General features: G+C 70.0%; 11 protein-coding genes. 6 read left to right on the top strand and 5 right to left on the bottom strand.

From position 1 onward, the window contains the following. Positions 1-20 precede the first annotated feature (20 nt). Positions 21-851, bottom strand: a complete 831-nt coding sequence (locus RNC47_RS09595) for an oxidoreductase (protein ID WP_311597349.1) — start codon at positions 849-851, stop codon at positions 21-23. A 65-nt stretch (positions 852-916) separates the two neighbouring features. Here RNC47_RS09595 and RNC47_RS09590 point away from each other — a divergent pair, with 65 nt between their 5' ends. From RNC47_RS09590 to RNC47_RS09575, 4 genes are all read left to right on the top strand, one after another. After that, entirely contained in the window at positions 917-1,522 is a 606-nt protein-coding gene (locus RNC47_RS09590; protein ID WP_311597347.1) for a TetR/AcrR family transcriptional regulator, read from the top strand. A gap of 253 nt (positions 1,523-1,775) precedes the next feature. Further along, positions 1,776-2,837: a family 43 glycosylhydrolase gene (locus RNC47_RS09585; protein ID WP_311597346.1), complete on the top strand. Its 1,062-nt coding sequence runs from the start codon at positions 1,776-1,778 to the stop codon at positions 2,835-2,837. A 93-nt stretch (positions 2,838-2,930) separates the two neighbouring features. Next, positions 2,931-4,268 carry a DUF6055 domain-containing protein gene (locus RNC47_RS09580; protein ID WP_311597344.1) on the top strand — a complete coding sequence of 446 codons (1,338 nt, stop codon included), beginning with the start codon at positions 2,931-2,933 and terminating at the stop codon, positions 4,266-4,268. Positions 4,269-4,460: 192 nt separating this feature from the next. Further along, positions 4,461-4,904 (top strand): peptidoglycan-binding domain-containing protein, encoded by a 444-nt coding sequence (locus RNC47_RS09575; protein WP_311597343.1) that lies wholly within the window; start codon positions 4,461-4,463, stop codon positions 4,902-4,904. A 137-nt stretch (positions 4,905-5,041) separates the two neighbouring features. Here RNC47_RS09575 and RNC47_RS09570 read toward each other — a convergent pair whose 3' ends face one another. Next, positions 5,042-7,552: an SdrD B-like domain-containing protein gene (locus RNC47_RS09570; RefSeq protein WP_394814742.1), complete on the bottom strand. Its 2,511-nt coding sequence runs from the start codon at positions 7,550-7,552 to the stop codon at positions 5,042-5,044. Positions 7,553-7,683: 131 nt separating this feature from the next. On the opposite strand from RNC47_RS09570, the gene RNC47_RS09565 reads away from it, so the two are divergent. Then, entirely contained in the window at positions 7,684-8,478 is a 795-nt protein-coding gene (locus tag RNC47_RS09565; RefSeq protein WP_394814741.1) for a hypothetical protein, read from the top strand. 7 nt (positions 8,479-8,485) lie between these two features. Here the strand turns inward: RNC47_RS09565 and RNC47_RS09560 are convergent, their stop codons facing one another. After that, complete coding sequence (locus tag RNC47_RS09560; protein WP_311597341.1) at positions 8,486-9,829, bottom strand: right-handed parallel beta-helix repeat-containing protein; 1,344 nt, start codon at positions 9,827-9,829, stop codon at positions 8,486-8,488. Between the two features lie 103 nt (positions 9,830-9,932). Between RNC47_RS09560 and RNC47_RS09555 the strand changes: the two genes are divergently transcribed. After that, on the top strand, positions 9,933-11,099 hold the full coding sequence (locus tag RNC47_RS09555; protein ID WP_311597340.1) for a Dyp-type peroxidase: 1,167 nt from the start codon (positions 9,933-9,935) through the stop codon (positions 11,097-11,099). 518 nt (positions 11,100-11,617) lie between these two features. On the opposite strand, the gene RNC47_RS09550 is transcribed toward RNC47_RS09555, so the two are convergent. After that, positions 11,618-12,052: a hypothetical protein gene (locus RNC47_RS09550; protein ID WP_311597339.1), complete on the bottom strand. Its 435-nt coding sequence runs from the start codon at positions 12,050-12,052 to the stop codon at positions 11,618-11,620. Between the two features lie 43 nt (positions 12,053-12,095). Next, entirely contained in the window at positions 12,096-18,959 is a 6,864-nt protein-coding gene (locus tag RNC47_RS09545; protein WP_311597338.1) for an RHS repeat-associated core domain-containing protein, read from the bottom strand. Positions 18,960-18,992 lie beyond the last annotated feature (33 nt).

The raw sequence follows: 18,992 nt of genomic DNA, 5'->3' as shown, positions 1-18,992 counted from the left end.
GGCGACGCGCCGGCGGGCCCTCAGCCGGGGACGCCGATGGCACGCCGCATGACGGCGTCGAAGGCGCGGTCGGGCAGGACGCGGCGCAGGGTGATCAACGGGCGGGCGGCGAAGCCGGTCGCGTAGCGGGTCCTGGGGCGGCGGGCGGTGACGGCCTTGCCGATGGCGTCGGCGATGACCTGGGGTGGCGAGTTGCGTTTGGCGTTGACCTCGGAGCTGAGGGAGGCGGCCACGGCGTCGGCCTGCTTGGCGTAGGCGCCCGAGCCGGAGGTCTCCCGCAGGTGGTCGGCGGCGATGCCGCCCCACTCGGTGGCGATGCCGCCGGGTTCGATGACGACGACGTCGACGCCGAAGGGCCTGGCCTCCATGCGCAGGCAGTCGCTGAGGGCCTCGAGCGCGAACTTGGTGCCGTGGTACCAGCCGCCGAGCGGGGTGTGGATCTTGCCGCCCATGGAGGTGATGTTGACGATGGTCCCGCCGTGCTGGGCACGCATGTGGGGCAGGGCGAGCTGGGCCAGCCGCATGGCGCCGAAGACGTTGACCTCGAACTGGCGGCGGGCCTCGGCCATCGGCACGTCCTCGATCGCGCCGTAGGAGCCGTAGCCGGCGTTGTTGACCAGCACGTCGATCCGGCCCGACTCGGCGATGACGCGCTCGACGCCGGCACGCATGGACGCGTCGTCGGTGACGTCCATCCCCAGGGGCAGGACGCCGCGGTCGGCCAGCGACTCCAGGCGCTCCGTGCGGCGGGCCGCGCCGTAGACGGTGTAGCCGAGTTCCTTGAGTTTCAGGGCGGTGGCCTCGCCGATGCCGGAGGAGGCACCGGTGACGAGGGCGGTCTTGGCGGGCATGTCGAGTCCTCACGATTAAGATGAACCTGCGTTCACCAACCTATCCTGAACCACCGTTCATGTTGATGCAAGCGAAAGGGGTGGTGAGTCCGATGGCCCAGGCCAGGGCGCCGCGCGCCGACGCGGTCCGCAACCGCAGGAAGATCCTCTCCGCGGCCGGCGAGCAGATCACCGCACACGGACCCGACGTCGGCATGGACGAGATAGCCGCCGCCGCCGGCGTGGCCGTGGGAACCCTGTACCGCCACTTCCCCACCAAGACCGACCTGGTGGCGGCCGTCGTCGCCGAGCACGTCGCCCGCGTCGCCGACGACGCCGAGGCCGCCCTCGCCCGCGTCGCCTCCGGCGGCGCCCGCGCCATGGACGAGCTCGCCGCCTTCCTCGGGCGGGTCGTCGAGACCTCGGCCACCGACCGCGCCGTCAAGGCCGCCGCCCAGACCCTCGGCGCCACCCCGGGCGACCGCGCCGCCGAGGACCGCGCCAGCGCCGCCGTGACCGCCCTCATCCACGCCGGCCAGGCCGACGGCGACATCCACCCCGACGTCACCGTCGCCGACATCTACCTGCTCTTCTCCACCGCCCCCACCGACCAGCCGGCCACCGCCAGAACCCGCTGGCTCACCCTCGTCACGACCGGGCTGACCACCCACGCGCGCGCGACGAGCACCTGAGGGGCCCGAGCGGGCCGGGGTGGTCCGGTTTTCCGGGTTGACGCGGCCGGTATCGGCAGTAGCTTTCTCGTCGCCACATCCCGTACGTCGTTCGGCATGTCAAACAGCGGCCCGAGGTGGCTCCCCCATGAAACGAACGACCAGGCAGACGACAGGCGCCGCGGCGGCGACCGCGCCCGGCGCGTCGGTGTCGTCTCACCGGACACGCGCACCCTCGGCCCGCTCCCCCCACGAGCAGAAAGGTGGCATCGCGATGACGCGTCGCCGACCGTTCAGCCGACTGGTCCCAGGGGCGGCAGCCCTGGTCCTCACCGCCGTCGGACTCACCACGACGGCGGGCCCGGCCTCGGCCCAGCCACCCGGGTACACCGCACCGCCGGAGACCGCGCCCGGCGCCTCGGACGGCATCGGGCCGATGGCCAACCCCATCGTCACCGACATCTACACCGCCGACCCCGCCACGCTCGTCGTCGACGGCACCGCGTACATCTTCACCGGACGCGACGAAGCGGCGCCCGGCCAGCAGCAGTTCGTCATGCGCGAATGGCACGCCTTCTCCTCGCGGTCCCCCTCGAACGACCCGGCCGCCTGGCGGCACCACGGAGCGGTCCTCTCGCTCGACACCTTCGCGTGGGCCGGCGCGAACGCCTGGGCCTCCGAGGTGGTGCAGGGACCCGACGGCCGGTTCTACTGGTTCGCCTCGGTCGACGGCCGCACCGACAACGGGTGGATGAACATCGGCGTCGCGGTCGCCGACCACCCGCTCGGCCCCTACCGGGACGCCATCGGCCGCCCGCTGATCTCGGACGCCACCCCCAACTCCTCGTCGCTGAACATCGATCCGACGGTGTTCATCGACGACGACGGCGAGATCTACCTGTACTGGGGCTCGTACTGGGCGCCCAGAGCCGCGCGCCTGCGGGACAGCATGACCGCCCTGGACGGCGGCGTCTTCACCCCGGCGGGCCTGACGGGCTTCTGGGAGGCGCCCTGGCTGTTCGAGCGAGACGGCGTCTACTACCTGGCCTACGCCTCCAACTCCGGCGCCGACTGCGTCACCGATTCGGCCTACGCCTGCGTCAGATACGCGACGGCCACCAGCCCCGCCGGACCCTGGACGCACCGGGGAGTCGTGCTGGGACAGGTGAGTTCGACGACGAACCACCCGGCCATCATGGAGTTCGGCGACCGGTGGTACATGGTCTACCACACCGCCGACGCCCCAGGCGGCGGCAACTTCCGCCGCTCCGTCGCCATCGACGAGCTGTTCTTCAACCCCGACGGCACCATGCGGAAGGTCGTCCAGACCCCCTGAACCGACGGCGGCCCCGATCTCCCTCCGGGCCGCTCCCCCACTCGCACGGGAAAGGGATCGATCCTCATGTTACGAAAACCGAGCAGGCCCCGCGTGAAGTCCCCCTGGCGGCGCGCCCTCGCGCTCGCCGCCGCGTTCGCCACCGCCCTCGTGCTCGCGGGCCCGGCGGGCTCGGCCGGCGCGACACCGGACAGCCGGGTCCAGGTGGCGAAGCAGACCCGGGTCCCGCGGTTCATGACCGACGCCGGCGCCCACACCGGGAACGTCGCCGAGTCCGAGCACTTCGCGGTCCGCTGGGGCGACGCCGTCGACGCCGTCGCGTGGGGACGGCAGAACCGCGGCATCGACAACTACCCGCAGTGGGTCGCGGACCACATGGACGACATCTACGACTTCTACGTCAACGAGGTCGGGTTCGTCGACCCCGCCGACCACCAGGTCGGCTCCCAGTACCGGATCAACCTCTACCTGTGCGGCACCTGGTCGGGCGGCTTCCTGCCGCCGGCCAACTGGGCCGGCCGCGACGACATCGGCCTCGGACACATGTGCCTGCCCTACGACAAGATCTGGGACGACTGGGTCGAGTCGCACGAGTTCAACCACGTCCTCCAGAACTACGCGGTCGACCTCAACATCGCGCGCGGCAACGGCGGCGGCTGGGGCGCCGGCAACCCGGTGGCCGGGCCGGTCTGGGAGGCCCACGCCAACTACATGGCCCGCATGCGGCGCCCCGAAGTGGTCGTCGGCTCCGGCTACTACGTCGACCGCCAGCACCGCCGGTGGCTCTCCCAGGAGACCTACTACGGCGACTGGATGCTGTTCAACACCATCCGGGACATCTACGGGCCCGAGGTCATCGACCGGTTCTGGTACGAGGCGCGGCAGGGCGAGCACCCGATCAACACCATCAAGCGGATCCTCGGCCTCGACCACCAGGGCTTCGCCCGGCTGATCGCCGAGTACACCTCCCGGCAGGTCGTCTACGACTTCACCGACGGCGCCCGGATCCGCGGCGACCTCTGGCGTGGCGGCGGCAGCTACCGCCCGCTGCACACCGACCCGACGCAGAACCTCGGCAGCGGCCGGTACCGGATCGCCGACAGCGACGCCCCACACCAGTACGGGCACAACGTCATCCGGCTCAACCCGAGCGGCGGCCAGGTCTCCGTCCAACTGCAGGGCCGGTCGAGCCTCGCCGGCGCCGACTGGCGCTTCCGGCTGGCGGCGGTCTCCGCCGACTTCTCCGTCCGGTACAGCGACACCTTCGCGCCCGGCCAGACGGCGAACTTCAGCCTCCAGAGCGGCGAGACCCACCTGATGCTCGTGGTCGCGGCCACCCCCTCGCAGCACCGCGACTACCCGATGTGGGAGGTCGGGGTCGGCGACCCCTTCCCCTACGAGCTCACGATCCAGGGCGCCACCCCGGCATAGCGCACGCGTAACGCCCCATCCCCCGGTGGGGGATGGGGCCGCCCGAACGCTTCGCGGTGCCCGGACGGGTCGAGCGGACGAAAGCGTGGTGAAAGTGGCCCTCGCCATGCTGCGGGGTCCGGGGGCCTCGGGCGGCGGGTGGGACAGCGCGCCGGCAGGGGCCGTCCTCGCCACCGTCATGAAGGAGGAAGGATGCGAGCGAAGGCCCGTACCAGAAGGCTCGTCAGTTCCGCTCTGATCGCCGGCATCAGCGTCGGCAGCCTGGGGATCGCCGGCGTCGCACACGCCACTCCCGCGGAGAGCGCCACGACGAGGTCAGCGGCTGTGACTCCGCTGGCCACCGTCAACTTCGGTGTCCCCACCTCGCACGCCAGGTGCCTCCAGGTCTGGTTGGAGCGGAGCTGGGGCTACGAGGGACCCATCGACGGTCTGCTGGGCACCGAGAGCTGGATGGCGTACCAGAGGTACCTCGCGCATCGCTGGGGCTACGACGGCCCGATCGACGGAATCGTCGGAAGCGGCACCGTGTCGGCGCTGCAGCGTTCGCTGGTGGCCTGGGGTTACGACGGGGAGATCGACGGCATCCCGGGACCCGAGACCCGAGAGGCGTTCCAGACCATGGCCGCCGCCTGCTGAGATCTGTCGACACGGCGGCCTCCGCGGGCCGGGCCACCGTTCGTCGTTCGTGGCCCGCTCGCGCCGGTCAGGCCGACGGGCCGGTGCGGCGCACCGGCCCGTCGGGTGTTTCCGGGTGTTTCCGGGGGTTTCTGGTGTCAGTGGTGTCGTGCGCGCCGCTGACGGGTGATGAGGACCGCTGTCGCGCCCGCGCCGAGCAGCATGGCGGTGAGGGCGATGACACGTCCGAGGCCGGAGGTACCGGTTTCGGCCAGGCCGCCGCCCGGTGTCCGTCCGTCCGGTGCCGGGTCGTTGGGCTCCGGGTCCGTCGGCTCCGCCGGGGGCGGGGTCGTGGGCGGAGTCGGTTCCGGAGTCGGTTCGGGAGTCGGCTCCGGGGTCTCCGGCTCCGGGATGTGGACGCCGGCGTCGATCGTGTGGTCGACCCCTCCTGGGGTGTCCGGCGCGGTGACCGGGGCGTAGCCGTTGCAGAGCCGGCCGGAGGTCGGCGGGGTCACGTTGGAGTCATGGACCCGGTCGTCGCCGGCGCGCGGCAGTGTGAACCGCAGGTCGGTGGCGGCCGGTTGGCCCGGTACCCCGCTGGTGTCCGCCGTGCAGACATCGAACTGCACGGTGTACTCGGCGCCCGGTGTCAGCTGGTACTCCGCGCCCACCCCGCCGAAGTAGTACTCGCCGGCGGCATCGGTCGTGGTCGTGGCGACCTGCTCGCCGTCGGCGTCCAGGAGGTTGATCGTCGCCCCCGGCAGCAGCACGTGCCCCGGGTCCTGGAGGCCGTTGCGGTCGCCGTCGTACCAGACCACGTTGCCGATCTGGATCGGCGCGTTCGCCGCGGCGTACGCGATGTCGCCGAGGCCGCCGGCCTTGCCGAACCCGTTCTGGTTCGGACCGACGAACTCGTAGGAGTTGTTGACCGGGTCGTTGCCGGGGCCGAGGCCGGTGGCGACGTCGTAGTAGCCGGTTCCGCTGGTGATGACCCGGCCGCTCGGGTCCATCTGGGTGCTGACGACCCACTGCTGCTGCGGGATGTAGGCGACCGAGCCCAGGGCGGACTCCTGGTGCGGCCCTGGCTGGGTCGCGGAGCCGCCGTTCGGGAAGAAGTCACCCGGGAAGTACTCGACGACGCTGCCGGGCTGGACCCCGTCGAGGGTCGGGTCCGTGGCGTGGTCGGGGCAGATTCCGGTGCCCTCCCAGTCGTACCCGCCGTCGGGCCTGGCGCAGGCCATGTTGATGTCGCCGCCGGACATCCCGTTCTGGGGGGTGTCGACGCCCGGCCTCGGGTCGAGACCGCCCCAGCTCACGACGTCCATGAACCGGTCGCGGAAGCCGAGGATCAGCGAGCCGTCGCGGGCGAAGGCCATGCTGGCCAGCGCCGGCTGCGGGTTCATCATCGCGCCGCCCACCTGGAAGGAGTCCCAGTCCGCCAGGTCGGTGTTCCACGGGTTCCAGTGGTTGACCTGGTCGCGTCCCGAGTTGCTGGTGAGCACCTGGCCGCGCTCGAAGTCCAGCGGCTGGGACAGCACGGTGGTGAACTCCTCGCCGTCGTAGGTGGCGACGACGGCCCTCAGGTCCGCGCGGTCCTGGGTGCTCTCGGCGCTGCACACACCCCCGACGTACAGGAGCCCGTCGTGGGCGGCCACACTGAACGGACGCCAGTCGTCGGCCGTCGCGCAGCCCAGGTCGGGGATCGGCACGGTCTCCTCGGGCGCCGAGGCCGTGGCCCCGGTCGCGTCGAAGCTGACCAGGCTACGGGTGAGCAGGTTCACCGCGTACAGGGTCGAGCCGTCCTCCGACAGGGCCAGGCCGCCGATGCTCTCCTTGCCCGGCGCGTCGGTGAACGCGGCGTCCTTGATCAGGTTGTCGGTGTCGTGCGCTGTCTCCGAGGCGTCCGGCACCGTCGCGAACAGCGTCGGGGCACCGCCGTCGGCCGGCTGGGCGTAGATCGCGCCACCGCCCTCAGGACCGTACTCGGTGTACCGCCGGGCGAACGCCGCCTGGAACAGCCGGTCGCGGTACCGGTCGTAGGCCAGCCCGTAGGTCGTGCCCACCTGGTCCTGGGTGTTGAGGACCTCGGGGCACGCCTGCTGGTCGGGACAGACGCCCCGGGCGTCCGTCCCGAACGCCACCAGGGCCCGGGTGTCCGTCCCGCCCGCGCCGCTCTGGATCGGCACGAAGTAACGGGAGTCGGGCAGTGCGTAGTCGGCGGGGTTCCAGACCCCGGTGGTCACCGAGTCGTCCTGGCCGTCCGAGACGTCCACGAACGAGGTGAAGCTGTCGAAGTGGTTCTCCGCGGTCGAGGCGGGCGCCGCCCGCAGATAGTCGTCGTAGGGTTCCGGGATGGTGACGTCGACCCGGTACCGGCCGCCGGTCAGCTCGCTCGACGGCGGCACGACGACCCTTCCCGTGACGTCCGTGACCCCGGTGACCCGGTTGCCCTCCGGGTCGGTGACATCGACCTGGATCCCCCGTTGGGGCACGTCCATGGTCGCGTTGATCACGCCGGTGCCGAAGAAGTCCCGCAGTACCTCGACGGTCAGGGTGCCGTCGGAGGTCGCGGCTCCGGCCGGACCGGCGCCGGTCAGGATCACGCCCACGCCGCCCCCTACGAGGAGCACGCCGGACAACCCCATCCGCAGCAGTGCACCTAATCGCATTGCGCTCCCTTCGTCCTGGGCTCACGCAAACCCAGCGACTTCCCGCGCAGAGACTACAGTTGACGACCCGTAGTGTTTGGGCAATCACGGAGTTCGAGGGTGCCTCGGTGAGAACTGTTATCTCGGGCCGCGTGCGGAGCACCGACGTCAAGCGGCGTCGCCGGTGGCCTCGCTTACGGTGGGCCGCGGCAGGCGTCGTCTGTGTCGCGGCTGCCGCGACCGGCGCCCTCGTCCTCCTCGGCGACGGCGAAGGACCCGCCGCCCCGCGGGCGTTGACCTCGGACGAGGTGAACCGGCTGGCGGTCACGCGGTTCCTCAACTACCAGGCCGAGGGCCGGGCGGTGACGATCAGCGTGCCGAACGTCGACGGCGGGCTGGTCATCACCGCGTCAGTCGACTACCGCACCCACACCGGTTACGGGGTGGTGCGCGGGACCGGGCGCGACACGTCGAGCGACGGGCTGATCCGGTGGACGGCCAGCACCGTCCTCGTGCATCCCATGACCGACCCGCCGGCGGTCGTCCCGGCGTCGCCGCCGGAGTCCGGTTGGTACAGCCGTCCGCTGCTGACCTCGGGCATGACCCTGGACAGCGCGCTGGCCATCGTGCTCGACCTCGGCAGCGACCGGCCGGACAACGCCGCGCTGTTGCCGCAGAACGGCGCCACCTGGCTCGGGCGGGAGCAGGTGCGCGGCCAGCGGACCGACATCATGAACGGGCCGCGTGCCGAGGCCGATTCCGGCGCCGAGGCCCCCGGCACCGGCACCGACACGTCAGGGACCGTGCGTTACTGGATCGGCTCGGACGGCACCATGTACCGGGTCGAGGTCGACATCGCCTCCGCGCCCGAGCCGGTGGTCCTCGACTTCGACACCCAGGCGTACGTCCCCGTCGAGCCGCTGCCCGGGGCCACCCCGACGCCGTAGCCGCCGCTCACGAGATCCGCACCAGCGCGCCGTCGGCGAGCAGTGACGGCGACGGCAGCGCGATGTCCTCGACGACCGGCAGCTCAGGAACGTCCGGCACGACGGTGGCGCCGGTCGTGCCGGCCCCCGGGAACTCCGGCTGCGGGCCTGGCGCGGCCACCTCGGTGAAGGGAATGCCCGCGGGCGCCGCCGGGCCGCGCCAACTGCCGGAGGGCGTGGGGGAGGTGGCGGACACAGGGCAGGACGCGGTGGACGCGAGCCCCTCGGGCACGGTCGTCCTCAGCTCGTTCCCCTCCAGGCAGTTGCCCTGTCCCTGGGTGGCGGTGGGGAAGGTCCAGCCGACGTCGACGCCGTTGGCGGTGAAGGTGTTCTCGGTGATCTGGTTGCGGTCCGCCGTCAGGTCGGCGGTCGCGGTGATCACGAGCCCGGCGTTGGTGTTGCCGCTGACCAGGTTGCGGATGAACCGGTTGTCGCTGCCGCCGTCGACGCCGATGCCGATGCCCCAGCCGCCGTCGGCCTGTTCCGGGGTCTCCGGCTGCTGGTTGTCCGCGACCAGGTTGCCCGCGATGACGGCGTCGCGCTGCGGGAGCAGCTTCTCCTGGTGGTCGGAGTTGGTGGTCAGTCCGACCCGGTTGCCGACCAGCCGGTTGCCGACCACGTACATGTCCTCGCTGGCGTTGGTGCCCTCGTAGCCGACCGCGTTGAGTTCGGCGACGTTGTCCCGCACCACGATCCGGCAGGGCCTGCACTGGCCGACGTAGATCCCCGAGTCCGCCCCGCCCGAGGTGTAGGAGTGCTCGATGGCGCCGTTCTGCGCGGAGAACGCGTAGATGCCGTAGAGGCCGTTACGGGTCGCGGTCACATGCGAGACCAGGAACGACTGCAGGAGGGTGACGGGTTCGTCGCCGGTGTCGTAGCCACCGTCCCCCGGCAGTGCGTCGACCGCCGCGGCCGAGCCGGTGACCAGCACCCCGGTGTGCGTGTTGTTCCGCACGGTCAGGTTCTCCACGGCCACCCCGGGCGCCGTGACGACCACACCGTTCGGCTGCCGCACCCGACCGTCGATGACCACCTCCGCCCGGGACTCCCCCCGCAGGGTGACGCGCTCGGTGTCGATCAGCACCGACTCGTGGTACACGCCCGGCGCCACCAGCACCAGGTCACCGGGCCGGGCCAGGGCCACCGCGTCCGAGATCGTCGGAGCGTCGGCGGGCACCCGGATCGTCACCTCCGCGCCGTCCGGCCGCCGCCCCTCGCCCGATCCGCCGTCGTCGCCACCGCCGCCGCAGCCGGTCACCAGCGTCAGTGCGCCCAGGGCAGCCGTCATGACGCGAAGAGCTAATCGAGACATGATCCCAGTCTGGCACGGCGTCACCCCGCCGGAACGCCGAACTCCGGGTCGTGATTCGACGGTTGGCCGGCGGCCTCGGGCCGGGTGTGGCATGGTACGCATCATGCCCAGCGCCGACCGTCCCCCGTCACGCCGCGCGTTCCTCGATGTCACGGGTGTCACGGTGGCCGCCGGTCTGCTCGCCGGGTGCTCAGGGGGCTCCGCACGGTCCGACCGGTCCGTCGATCCCGCCCCTTCCCCGTCGGCCACGCCCACCCCGGTCGCGGCGACCGGCCGGCACCAGGCGGGCGTGACGCTTCCCCGCTCGGCCCAGCCGCACCTGCTGGCCCTGGTGGCCGACCTCGACGACACGGTGCCGCCCGGCCCGCTCCTGGCCGAGCTCGGCGAGACCATCCAGACCCTCACCGCCGGGTCCGACCCACGCCTGCTGGGCCTGTCCCCGGGCGATGTGACCGTGACCGTCGGCGTGGGCCCACGGCTGGTACGGGCGGTCGGCGCCACCCTGCCCGGCGCGACCGACCTCCCGCGGTTCTCCCGCGAACGCGTCGACTCGCGGGAACGCGGCGGCGACCTGCTGATCCAGATCTGCGCCGGCGACGCCCTGCTCCTGCCGCTCGCCGCCACCGCGCTCCTGGACCAGGCCGGCGACCGCGTCCAGGAGCGCTGGCGGCAGTTCGGACGCCGCGGTGCGGAGGTGCCCGTGGCCGAGGACCGCACCGCACCGCGCAACCTGCTCGGCTTCATCGACGGCATCGTGGGCCCACACACCGACGCCGAGCAGGAACGCGACCTGTGGCTGGCCGGCCCCCCGGCCGTCGCCGGCGGCACCCTGGCCGTACTGCGACGCATGGAGATCGACCTGACACGGTTCGCCGCCCTGTCCGTCGCCGAACAGGAGGCGGTCTTCGGACGACGCCGCGCCAGCGGCGAACCCCTCTCCGGCGGCGGCGTCGACTCGGCCCCAGGACTCAACGCCAAGACACCCGAAGGCCGTTATCTCATCCCGGTGGACGCCCACGTACGCCGGGCCAACCCCACCGTGGTCGGCGTCGGCCACATGCTCCGCCGCTCCTACAGCATCGACGACCCCGCCCCCGGCCTGCTCTTCATCAGCTTCCAGAACGACCTGCGGACCTTCACGGCCACCCTCTCCCGCATGGACACCTCCGACGCGCTGCTGCCCTTCACCACCACGACCGCCAGCGCGACCTTCCTGATCCTCCCGGGTTACGAACCACAACGCCCGCTCGGTTCCACCCTGTTCGGCTGATCCAGCAGAAGGCCCCGTCCCGGCTCACTGAGGCCGCTCTCACCACCATGTGCCTGGGCGACCTCGGCGGCATGTACTTCCCCCGTATGCGGCGGTTGCCCGGGCACCCCGTACACCCACCGCCGACTGCTGAACTCTGCCTGGCGCGGAGTGGACCCGCCGTCGCAACCACGGCCACGGTCAACGAGGCGGCCACCGGGCACCTCGCCAGGCCCTTCCCACCACCGTGTACATGTTTGTTCGTCCGCACCGGGAGAGATCCCCCAGCCCCCGATTCGACCTGGTGCCCGAAAGTGCCCCCGGGCACGGGCCTCTGACCTGCCGAAACGCTGAGGCGGCGGACGAGTCGGCCTGTACGCCGGATTCATCCACCGCCCCCGCCGAGCCCGGTTTCAAGCCGGGCCCAATGCGCCCTCAGGGCGCATCGAAGCCGATCACGCGCCTACCCGAATTCGACCTCATTTCACCCCGACTTCCTCCTCATCGGGGCAGAGAAAGTAAGGGAGCAATGACTCCCCCTATTGGCCGCCTCCCCGCAAGGCGGAAAGAACATCAACAGATTCCCTCAAGGCAGCCGCAAGCCTGTCCCGAGCATTCGAGATTACTGGAGATACATCTTCGGGACGGCCTTCAAGCTCCAAAGCCGAAGCGAAGCCCCTCCAGGCCTCGTATACGAATCGAGTCTGATCGCGCACTTTTGCCGACAACTGAGCGAGCTGGCGCACCCCCGCGCCGTCCCCCTTGCGCTCTTCCAGGATCCAAGAATTAAACAGGGCATCCTGCAGGATGAATTCGCCTACAAGCGCTCTGATCTCGAGCCCAGTAGTGTCGCACGAGAGAATCTGGATAGCAAGGCTGACGTTGATCACAGGAGAGGGGCGCCGGAGCTCGTCCGGAACCTCCCAATCGTCGATCATGTCGTCCAACCACTCCCATCCCTCCGGCAGTTCCACAGCCGCCCCTTTCCTGACACTAAGCTAGGCCGAACCTAACAGGCTAGCCATGTCGACGCAGAAGCCATCGCGTTGCGCTCCATGTATCCAGAGGAATCCCCGATACGCCGCCAGCGCGAAGGACTTGTGCACAGTATGTTACACAGCTCTGGCTTGCCAGATCGTATGCCGGATACATGCCTCTGGCAGTCCGTTCCATCATCACTTCCGAGTACGCCAGAGCACCTCCTGGATTCAGTAGCGGTATCCTGACATTTATCGTCGTCGGAGATAGGGTTGCCGGATCAAACGTGGCAACACCATTGGTAGGAAGCCCAACGCCCCCAAACTGGTGCGTACTCAATGACTCATCAGCCGAGCGAACAGTGATCAACGCATGTTCATTTGGCCGGTCCAGGTGAACTATGGCTTCCCCACCGCAGTTATGCACGAGGACGGGCGTGGACTCTGCCTGAACATAGTAGCTGTGCACCTCTTCGACCGTGAGGTCGTAGGTGCGTGCGCTGTCGTGGTACGTGCGGACGTCGGTGACCTCGGCGGTAGTGCCGTCGGGCGTGCGGAGGAGGGCGCCGGGTTCGAGGTCGGAGGCGTTGGTCCAGGTGTCGGTGCTCTCGTCCCAGAAGGGGTGGTGGGCGGTGGCGACGATCTCGTTCTCACCGTCGACCCCGGCCAGGGTGACGCGGGTGAACTCCTTGTCGGAGGCGGTGATGATCGTCGCGGTGACGCGGCGTGCTGTGGTTTCCCCGGTTTCGGGGTCGGTGGCGAGGATCTCGTCGCCGACTTCAAGGTCTTCGATGTCCCGACGGGTGCCATCGGCCATGACTACGTCGGTGCCGGCCAGGAACGAGTGGCGCCCGCCTTGGACGACGCAGCTCACTGCGTCGTCGACGTAGCGTGCGGCGTCGACGGCCTCGTCGGCGTAGCGGGCGGCGACGATGACTCCGCGGCCGCTTCCGCCAGTCGCGACGGAGGCCACCACCATGCCGCAGGCCACCCATTCGCCGTTCCAGCAGTCCCGGACGTCGTTGTAGCCGGTGAGGTCGCCGGCGATGTCAAGGCCGATGTCCCACCAGCTGCTGCTGTCCTGGACGACCGGGGTGGGCTCGGGTTCGGGGATGCGGGGCGGGGCGTAGACGGGGCCGGGGGAGCCGCAGAGTTCGCGGGCGCAGGCGCGTTGGGTCTGGCCCTGCTGGTTGCTGGCGTAGGAAACCTGGGAGTCGGTGCGCGGGGTCGGCAGGGCTTGGACGATGCCGGTGACGCCGTTCTTTTTGACGCCGGTGATATTGCCCTTGCCGTCGAAGCCGCAGGAGTAGCCGCCGTTCCAGCAGGTGCCGAGGATGAGGCCGGTGGGGTCGCTGAAGGTGACGGGGTTGTTGTTGGCGTAGGCGTAGCCGTGGATCTGCTGGGGGTCGGTGAGGTCCATCAGCGGGTCGACCGAGATGAACCGTCCCAGTGCCGGGTCGTACTCGCGCGCGCCGAGATGAGTCAGGCCGGTGGACGCGTCCGTCGTTCCGCCGACGTATCCGCGGGTGCCGGCCCAGAAGAACGGGTCAGGTCCGCGTATGCCGCCGAAGGGGAGGTTGCGGCGGTGGGTGACGTCAAGCGTGTAGGCGTCGACGGCGACTTGTCCGGTGCCGAGGTGGTCGGCCAGCAAGTAGGTGAGGGTGCCGTCGTCACCGAAGACCACCGTGTTGCCACCGCCAGCGTCGATGTACCGGGTGGCGCGGGCGGACGACTCACCCTCGGCTACGGTGAGTTCGGTGTGGCCGAGGTAGAGGGTGGTCTCGTTCGGGGTCCGGCCGATCAGCCGCTGGCCGTCGGCGTCATAGAGGTATTCGGTGCGTGAGCCGTCGGCTTCCTCGACCTCGGCGAGCCGCCCTTCGGCGTTCCAGGTCAGGGTCTGGGTGTCGCCGCCGAGTTGCCGGGTGCGGGTGTTCCCGGCCTCGTCGTAGGTGTACTGCTCCAGGGAGGTCACGTCCGGGGTCTCGTCGACGACGGAGGTGACGGTGTGGGGCTGCGGCTGTCCTGGTTCGGGGTAGGTGTAGGTGCGTTCGGTGTCCTCCTCGTGGAGCGTCTCGGTGAGCCGGTTGCCGACGGCGTCGTAGGTGTAGGAGTGCCAGTAGGGCGCGGGGCCGCCCATCGCGGACTCCGACGGAGCCGTGGCACAGCTCCTGGTGCCCTGGGCCCACGCTTCGGTCAACCGCCGCAGGTGGTCGTAGCGGAAGCACTGCGTGTCCGTGCCGGATTCGGACACGTCCGAGATCGACAACATGTTGCCGGCCTCGTCGTAGGCGTAGGTGGCAAAGCGGTCGAAGTCCGGGGCCATGAAGCGCAGCACGTTCGACGTCTCGAGGCGTCGGGTCCCGCTCTCGTAGGTGTTGGTGACCCAGGCCGCCTCGTCATAGAACTGGTCGTGCTTGAGCGCGATCTCCGCCGGCAGACCGGTGAAGGTGTACTCGGTGGCGGTGTACAGACCCTGGTCGCCGTGGAGTTCGATGGGGCGAAGGGTGCCCGCCTCGTAGACCGGGCTGACAGTCAGCTCCGGCAGCGCGCCCGCGGCCGGATAGGTCGTGGCTTCGGGGAGACCGAACTCCGTGTAGGCGGTGGCGGTCTCGTAGGAGCCGGCCAGCGGCCCTTCCTCGTCGGGGATGGTGATCTCGCTGCGCAGGGCCCGGTAGAGCGCGTCGTACTCCAGGACGCGGTTGGTGTAGGCGGCTCCGTCCTCGTACCGGGTGGATGAGGCGAGTTGTCCGCGCGCCCCGGGCAAAGTGTCGTACTCCCAGGCGGCCAGGAGGGTCCCGTTCGCATCGTCCTGCCGGAGTTCGGTCTTGCGTCCCAGCCCGTCGTAGCCGTACGCGAGGGCCGAGCCGCGGCCGTCGGTGCGACGGACCAGCTGGCCCCGGTCGTCGTATTCGGAGACGGTCGTGCCCGCATCGGGATCGGTCGCGCTGATCTGCCGGCCGCGCTGGTCGTAGGCGTAGGCCCAGGTGTTGCCTGCCGGATCGGTGACCTCGGTGAGCTGGCCACGCCCGTCGTACTCGTAGGCGGTGGTGTCGTAGGTGGAGTCGAGGGTGCGCGTGTGGTGCTGGCGCAGTTCCGTTGTGCGCCCGCGGGCGTCGGTCAGGACCGTGGTGGCGGTGTCACCCTGGGGTGGAATGACGGTGGTGCGGCCCCCGTAGTAGTGCGTGCGGGTGGTGCTCAGCACCTCGGCGCCGCTTCCCAGTCCGGCCAGGAGCTGGGATTCGGTCTCGCGACCCAACCCGTCGTAGGCGTGGCGAGTCTGGGTTTCGACCTGACGCGCGTCCTCGGGCTGGAACAACTGGTGGGTGGGAGCGTCGGTGTTGTAGTAGCTGGCGTAGGTCTCCTTAACGAGACCACGTGCGTCGTAGAACGTGTCGGTGACCAGTCGGCCGCCGCGAGGGCCTGGGTCCTGGGTCTGGCGTTGCCTGAGGAGTCCGTCGTAGATGACGTAGGAGGTGTCACGGGTGCCGTCGACGCCGAGTCTTCGGGTACTGACGGCCACCGGGGAACCTTCGACGAAGCGGTAGCCGAACTCGTAGCTGGGGGTGTCGGAGGTGCTTCTGTCGGCCAGCCAGACACGCGTCGCTCTGCCGAGGGCGTCGTAGGCGGTGACGGTCTCGCGGTCGTTGGTGTCGGTGCTTTTGACGGTCAGGCCGCGGCGGAGTTCGAACTCGGTGACGGTGGTCTGGGCGGTGGAGTTGTCGCCGGGAACGGCGGGTGGCGACGTCTCGGTGGCGGTGGTGGGGAAGCCGGTCGCGGGCTGGTAGACGGTCCTCGTGGTGCGGCCGTCGGCGCGGGTCCTGCGAGTGAGGGTTTCCCCGGCGACGGTGACATCGGCCGTGAGGTCGGTCGCGGTGAGCTGTCTGCCGTACCGGTCGAACGTGGCGCCGGACTCGAGGTAGGTGGCCGTCGTTCCGTCGTGCTCGTCGAGCGTGGCGGTGGCGGTCACGTCGCCGTTCGTGGGTGCGCTGCCGTAGCCGCCACCGTCGTAGGCGAACCGCTGATCGCTGATGACGTCGGTGGATCGGTCCGGGGTGGCGGAGCAGCGGACCGCGACCGTCTCGGTGCGGGCAGGAAGGGTGAACGGCCTGCCGGAGACGTCGGTGGCGTAGGTGGTGCGGGTGCACTGATCGTCGGCCGAGGTGGCCGTGTCGCCGCGGTCGTCGATCTGCGTCAGCCGGCCGGCGACCGTGTCGTAGCTCTGGAAGCTGTCGGTGACGCGCCACTCCCGGCCGGCGCCCTCGTCGAGGGACGTCCACTCCGTGGTACGGGCGGTGCCGGAGAAGTGCGAGGCCAGCGTTCCCCAGTCGTAACTGCGGCTTGCGGTCTCGTGGTACCAGGGGCGCGAGACAGTACGTTCGAGTGCGCGGCCGCCAGGTCCGTCGTAGACCACCGACCGGTACTGGAAGCCGGCCACCGCCCGGTGGTCGGTGATGGGATCGCCTTCGCCCGCCGGCAGATCCACGCTGACGGAGCGGGTCCCGCCGGTGGGTGTGCGGCGGTCGCCATGCATGCCGCGCAAGAAGTAGCTGTCGGTCTGGGTGAGGGACTCGCTGGACCCGCCCCTCTGGACACGAACGTGTCCATAGCCCCGCCACTGGGACCAGGTCTTCTCGTCTTCTGGAACCAGCCCGTCCTCGGTGTAGTGCCAGGCGGCACCACCACGGTAGTCGTAACGGGTGACCTGGCTGGGCGAGCCAACGGTGCGCTCGGCGACGGAGACCTCGGTGACGACGTACTTGTTGAACCACTCCAGGTCGGGGTCCTGGTCAGGGCCGTTGCCGAGGTACTGGGGGAAGCAGCGGGTGCTGTTGGTCTCGGGGGTCGGGAGCGCGTCGGCGTCGCAGGCTTCCTCCGAGTAGTCGATGTTGATCAGGCCGCCGGACTCGTCGGCGATGGAGGAGAGGCGGTTCTTGACGAAGGGTGCGTAGCCGTCGCCTGTCTCGTCCAGCCGGTTGACGAGGCTGGCGTAGCCGAAGGTGACGGGTGGCAGGGTGATCGGCTGACTGGCGGCCTGGCCGGTGTGCTGAATGCTGGCCAGGAGCAGTTGGTAGTCGATGTCCGCGGTTCCCCAACGGTGGTTCAGCCGCCACGAGTCGACGGGCTGCCAGGAACCGTTCACCCGAACGTGAGTGGCTATCTCGGTGAGGCGCTCGGTGGTCCAGAAGGACGGGGAGAAGCGTCCAGTGTCGCAGTCCTCGGCCTCGTCGCAGTTCAGGTCCCAGGGGGTGTCGTACCAGTACTGGGCGTGCGTCTCGATGTCACCGCAGGTGGCACCGTTGCCGGGAAGGCAGCGGTCTCCGCTGGTGAACTCGACCTTGGCAAGAGCGTCTCCGCGGTAGAGGTCGTCACTGGTCAGGCCGTACTCGACGCGGTCCAGGACACCACCGCGGATGTAGCGAGTGTTGTCGCTCTCCTCCAGGAACCGCCCGTAGGAGTTCTCCTCGACGTCGTAGTAGTAGGCCATGGCGTTGCCACGGGGGTCCACGACGTAGTCGAGGTTCCAGCGCCAGGCCTGGCGGCACCAGGAGTCCCGCATCGCCGACGCGTGGCAGGGGTCGTTGGTGTCGTCGCCGAAGACGGGCACGGTCCAGGTGGAGTTGGTGGTTTCGTCGCCGCTGCTCCAGCCGGGGAGGCGGTGGTAGCCGAAGTAGTACTCGACGCCGGCCGGGTCGGTGACGCGCCAGTGCTCGTCGTTCCGCGCGCCGTTGGAACGGCCGGTGCCGGTGAGGCGCTCGACCACGGTGCCGTCGTCGGTGGCCAGGCGCCAGGTATCCTCACCGTCGGGGACGAGTTCACTGGCCGAGCCGTTCAGTGCCAGGATGGCGTTGTCGTAGTCCCAGCACAGGTCGCCGACATCGAAACCGTCGGCGTTCTCCACTCCCTCCTCGGCGCAGGGCACGTAGCGTCGTTCGATGTAGCCCGGGGCGAGGGAGAATCCGTCCCCGACCCAGGAGCCCTGGTTGTTGGTGCCGCCGGTACGGCCGTCGATGGAACCGGAGGAGTAGTCCAGGCTCAGGTCGGGGCTCAGACCACCGGGGACGTCCGGTGTGTTGATGCCGTAGGACCAGGAGAACTCACCGGTGTTGAGGCCGACGTCCCAGCTGGCGGAGGGTGCCAGATCGGTGGCCTTGTAGTCGCCCTGCGCTCCTTCCTCAGCGGCCACGGCCGCCAGGACGAGCGGCTCGGCCTCGTCCAGTGTCAGTTCTGGTGCGGTGAGCGTCTGTCGTTCGGTGTCATTGTGGGCTTCGAGGGGAGACTGCTCACCGCACTCGGGAACGTCCGGGGTCTCCAGAGCACAGGCGGGCAGTTGGACGAGGGTGAGCCGTGATCCGTAGCCACCGCCGTAGGCGTCGGCGAATCCGGAGTAGTCGATCTCAAGGCCGACCGGTTGGGAATCGACGGCCATCGCGGCGGCGGCCGGGGTGACCGCCGCTCGATCGAGGCTGATCAGAACTCCCGCCAGGTCCATGGTTTCTGCGGCTCGACGGTCGTGTACCTCTATCTCGACCCGCTGTTGGGCCGCGAGTTCCGGTATCGGGGCACGCAGTTGCTGTGGAAGCAACCGCACGGGCACGTTCTCGAACAGCCGTGCCGCGTCCCCGGTTTCGTACAGCGGGGTTTCGATCACGCCCGGCTCGGGCCAGGCGGCTTCCGGGGCCGGAGCGGGAGTCACCTCGTGAGAGTCGGGGCGGGGCAGCGTCTCAAGGCCGTCGCTCCCCGGCACGGACTCGCCCAGTTCCGGGTTCGGCCGCTGCCAGTTCTCCTCGGCCCGGGCCGATGGGAAGGCCACGGCTTGAAGCAGCGTGGCGACCATGAGGGTGGCCGTGCCCAGGGTGACGACCCGATGGACGGCGACGCGGCGGCGAACAGCACTGCCCTTCAACGCTTCTCCACTTCCGATAGAGGCGGCCGGGTG

The sequence above is a fragment of the Streptomyces millisiae genome (assembly GCF_031845425.1).
Lineage (GTDB): Bacteria > Actinomycetota > Actinomycetes > Streptomycetales > Streptomycetaceae > Streptomyces > Streptomyces millisiae.
Note: the sequence above shows the minus strand (reverse complement) of the source record. Positions and strands in the feature narration are given on the sequence as shown.

What these genes read in the sequence shown, in the direction of transcription:
- RNC47_RS09595 (WP_311597349.1), bottom strand. Translation starts at nt 851, where the DNA reads ATGCCCGCCAAGACCGCCCTCGTCACCGGTGCCTCCTCCGGCATCGGC.
- RNC47_RS09590 (WP_311597347.1), top strand. Translation starts at nt 917, where the DNA reads ATGCAAGCGAAAGGGGTGGTGAGTCCGATGGCCCAGGCCAGGGCGCCG.
- RNC47_RS09585 (WP_311597346.1), top strand. Translation starts at nt 1,776, where the DNA reads ATGACGCGTCGCCGACCGTTCAGCCGACTGGTCCCAGGGGCGGCAGCC.
- RNC47_RS09575 (WP_311597343.1), top strand. Translation starts at nt 4,461, where the DNA reads ATGCGAGCGAAGGCCCGTACCAGAAGGCTCGTCAGTTCCGCTCTGATC.
- RNC47_RS09570 (WP_394814742.1), bottom strand. Translation starts at nt 7,552, where the DNA reads ATGCGATTAGGTGCACTGCTGCGGATGGGGTTGTCCGGCGTGCTCCTC.
- RNC47_RS09560 (WP_311597341.1), bottom strand. Translation starts at nt 9,829, where the DNA reads ATGTCTCGATTAGCTCTTCGCGTCATGACGGCTGCCCTGGGCGCACTG.
- RNC47_RS09555 (WP_311597340.1), top strand. Translation starts at nt 9,933, where the DNA reads ATGCCCAGCGCCGACCGTCCCCCGTCACGCCGCGCGTTCCTCGATGTC.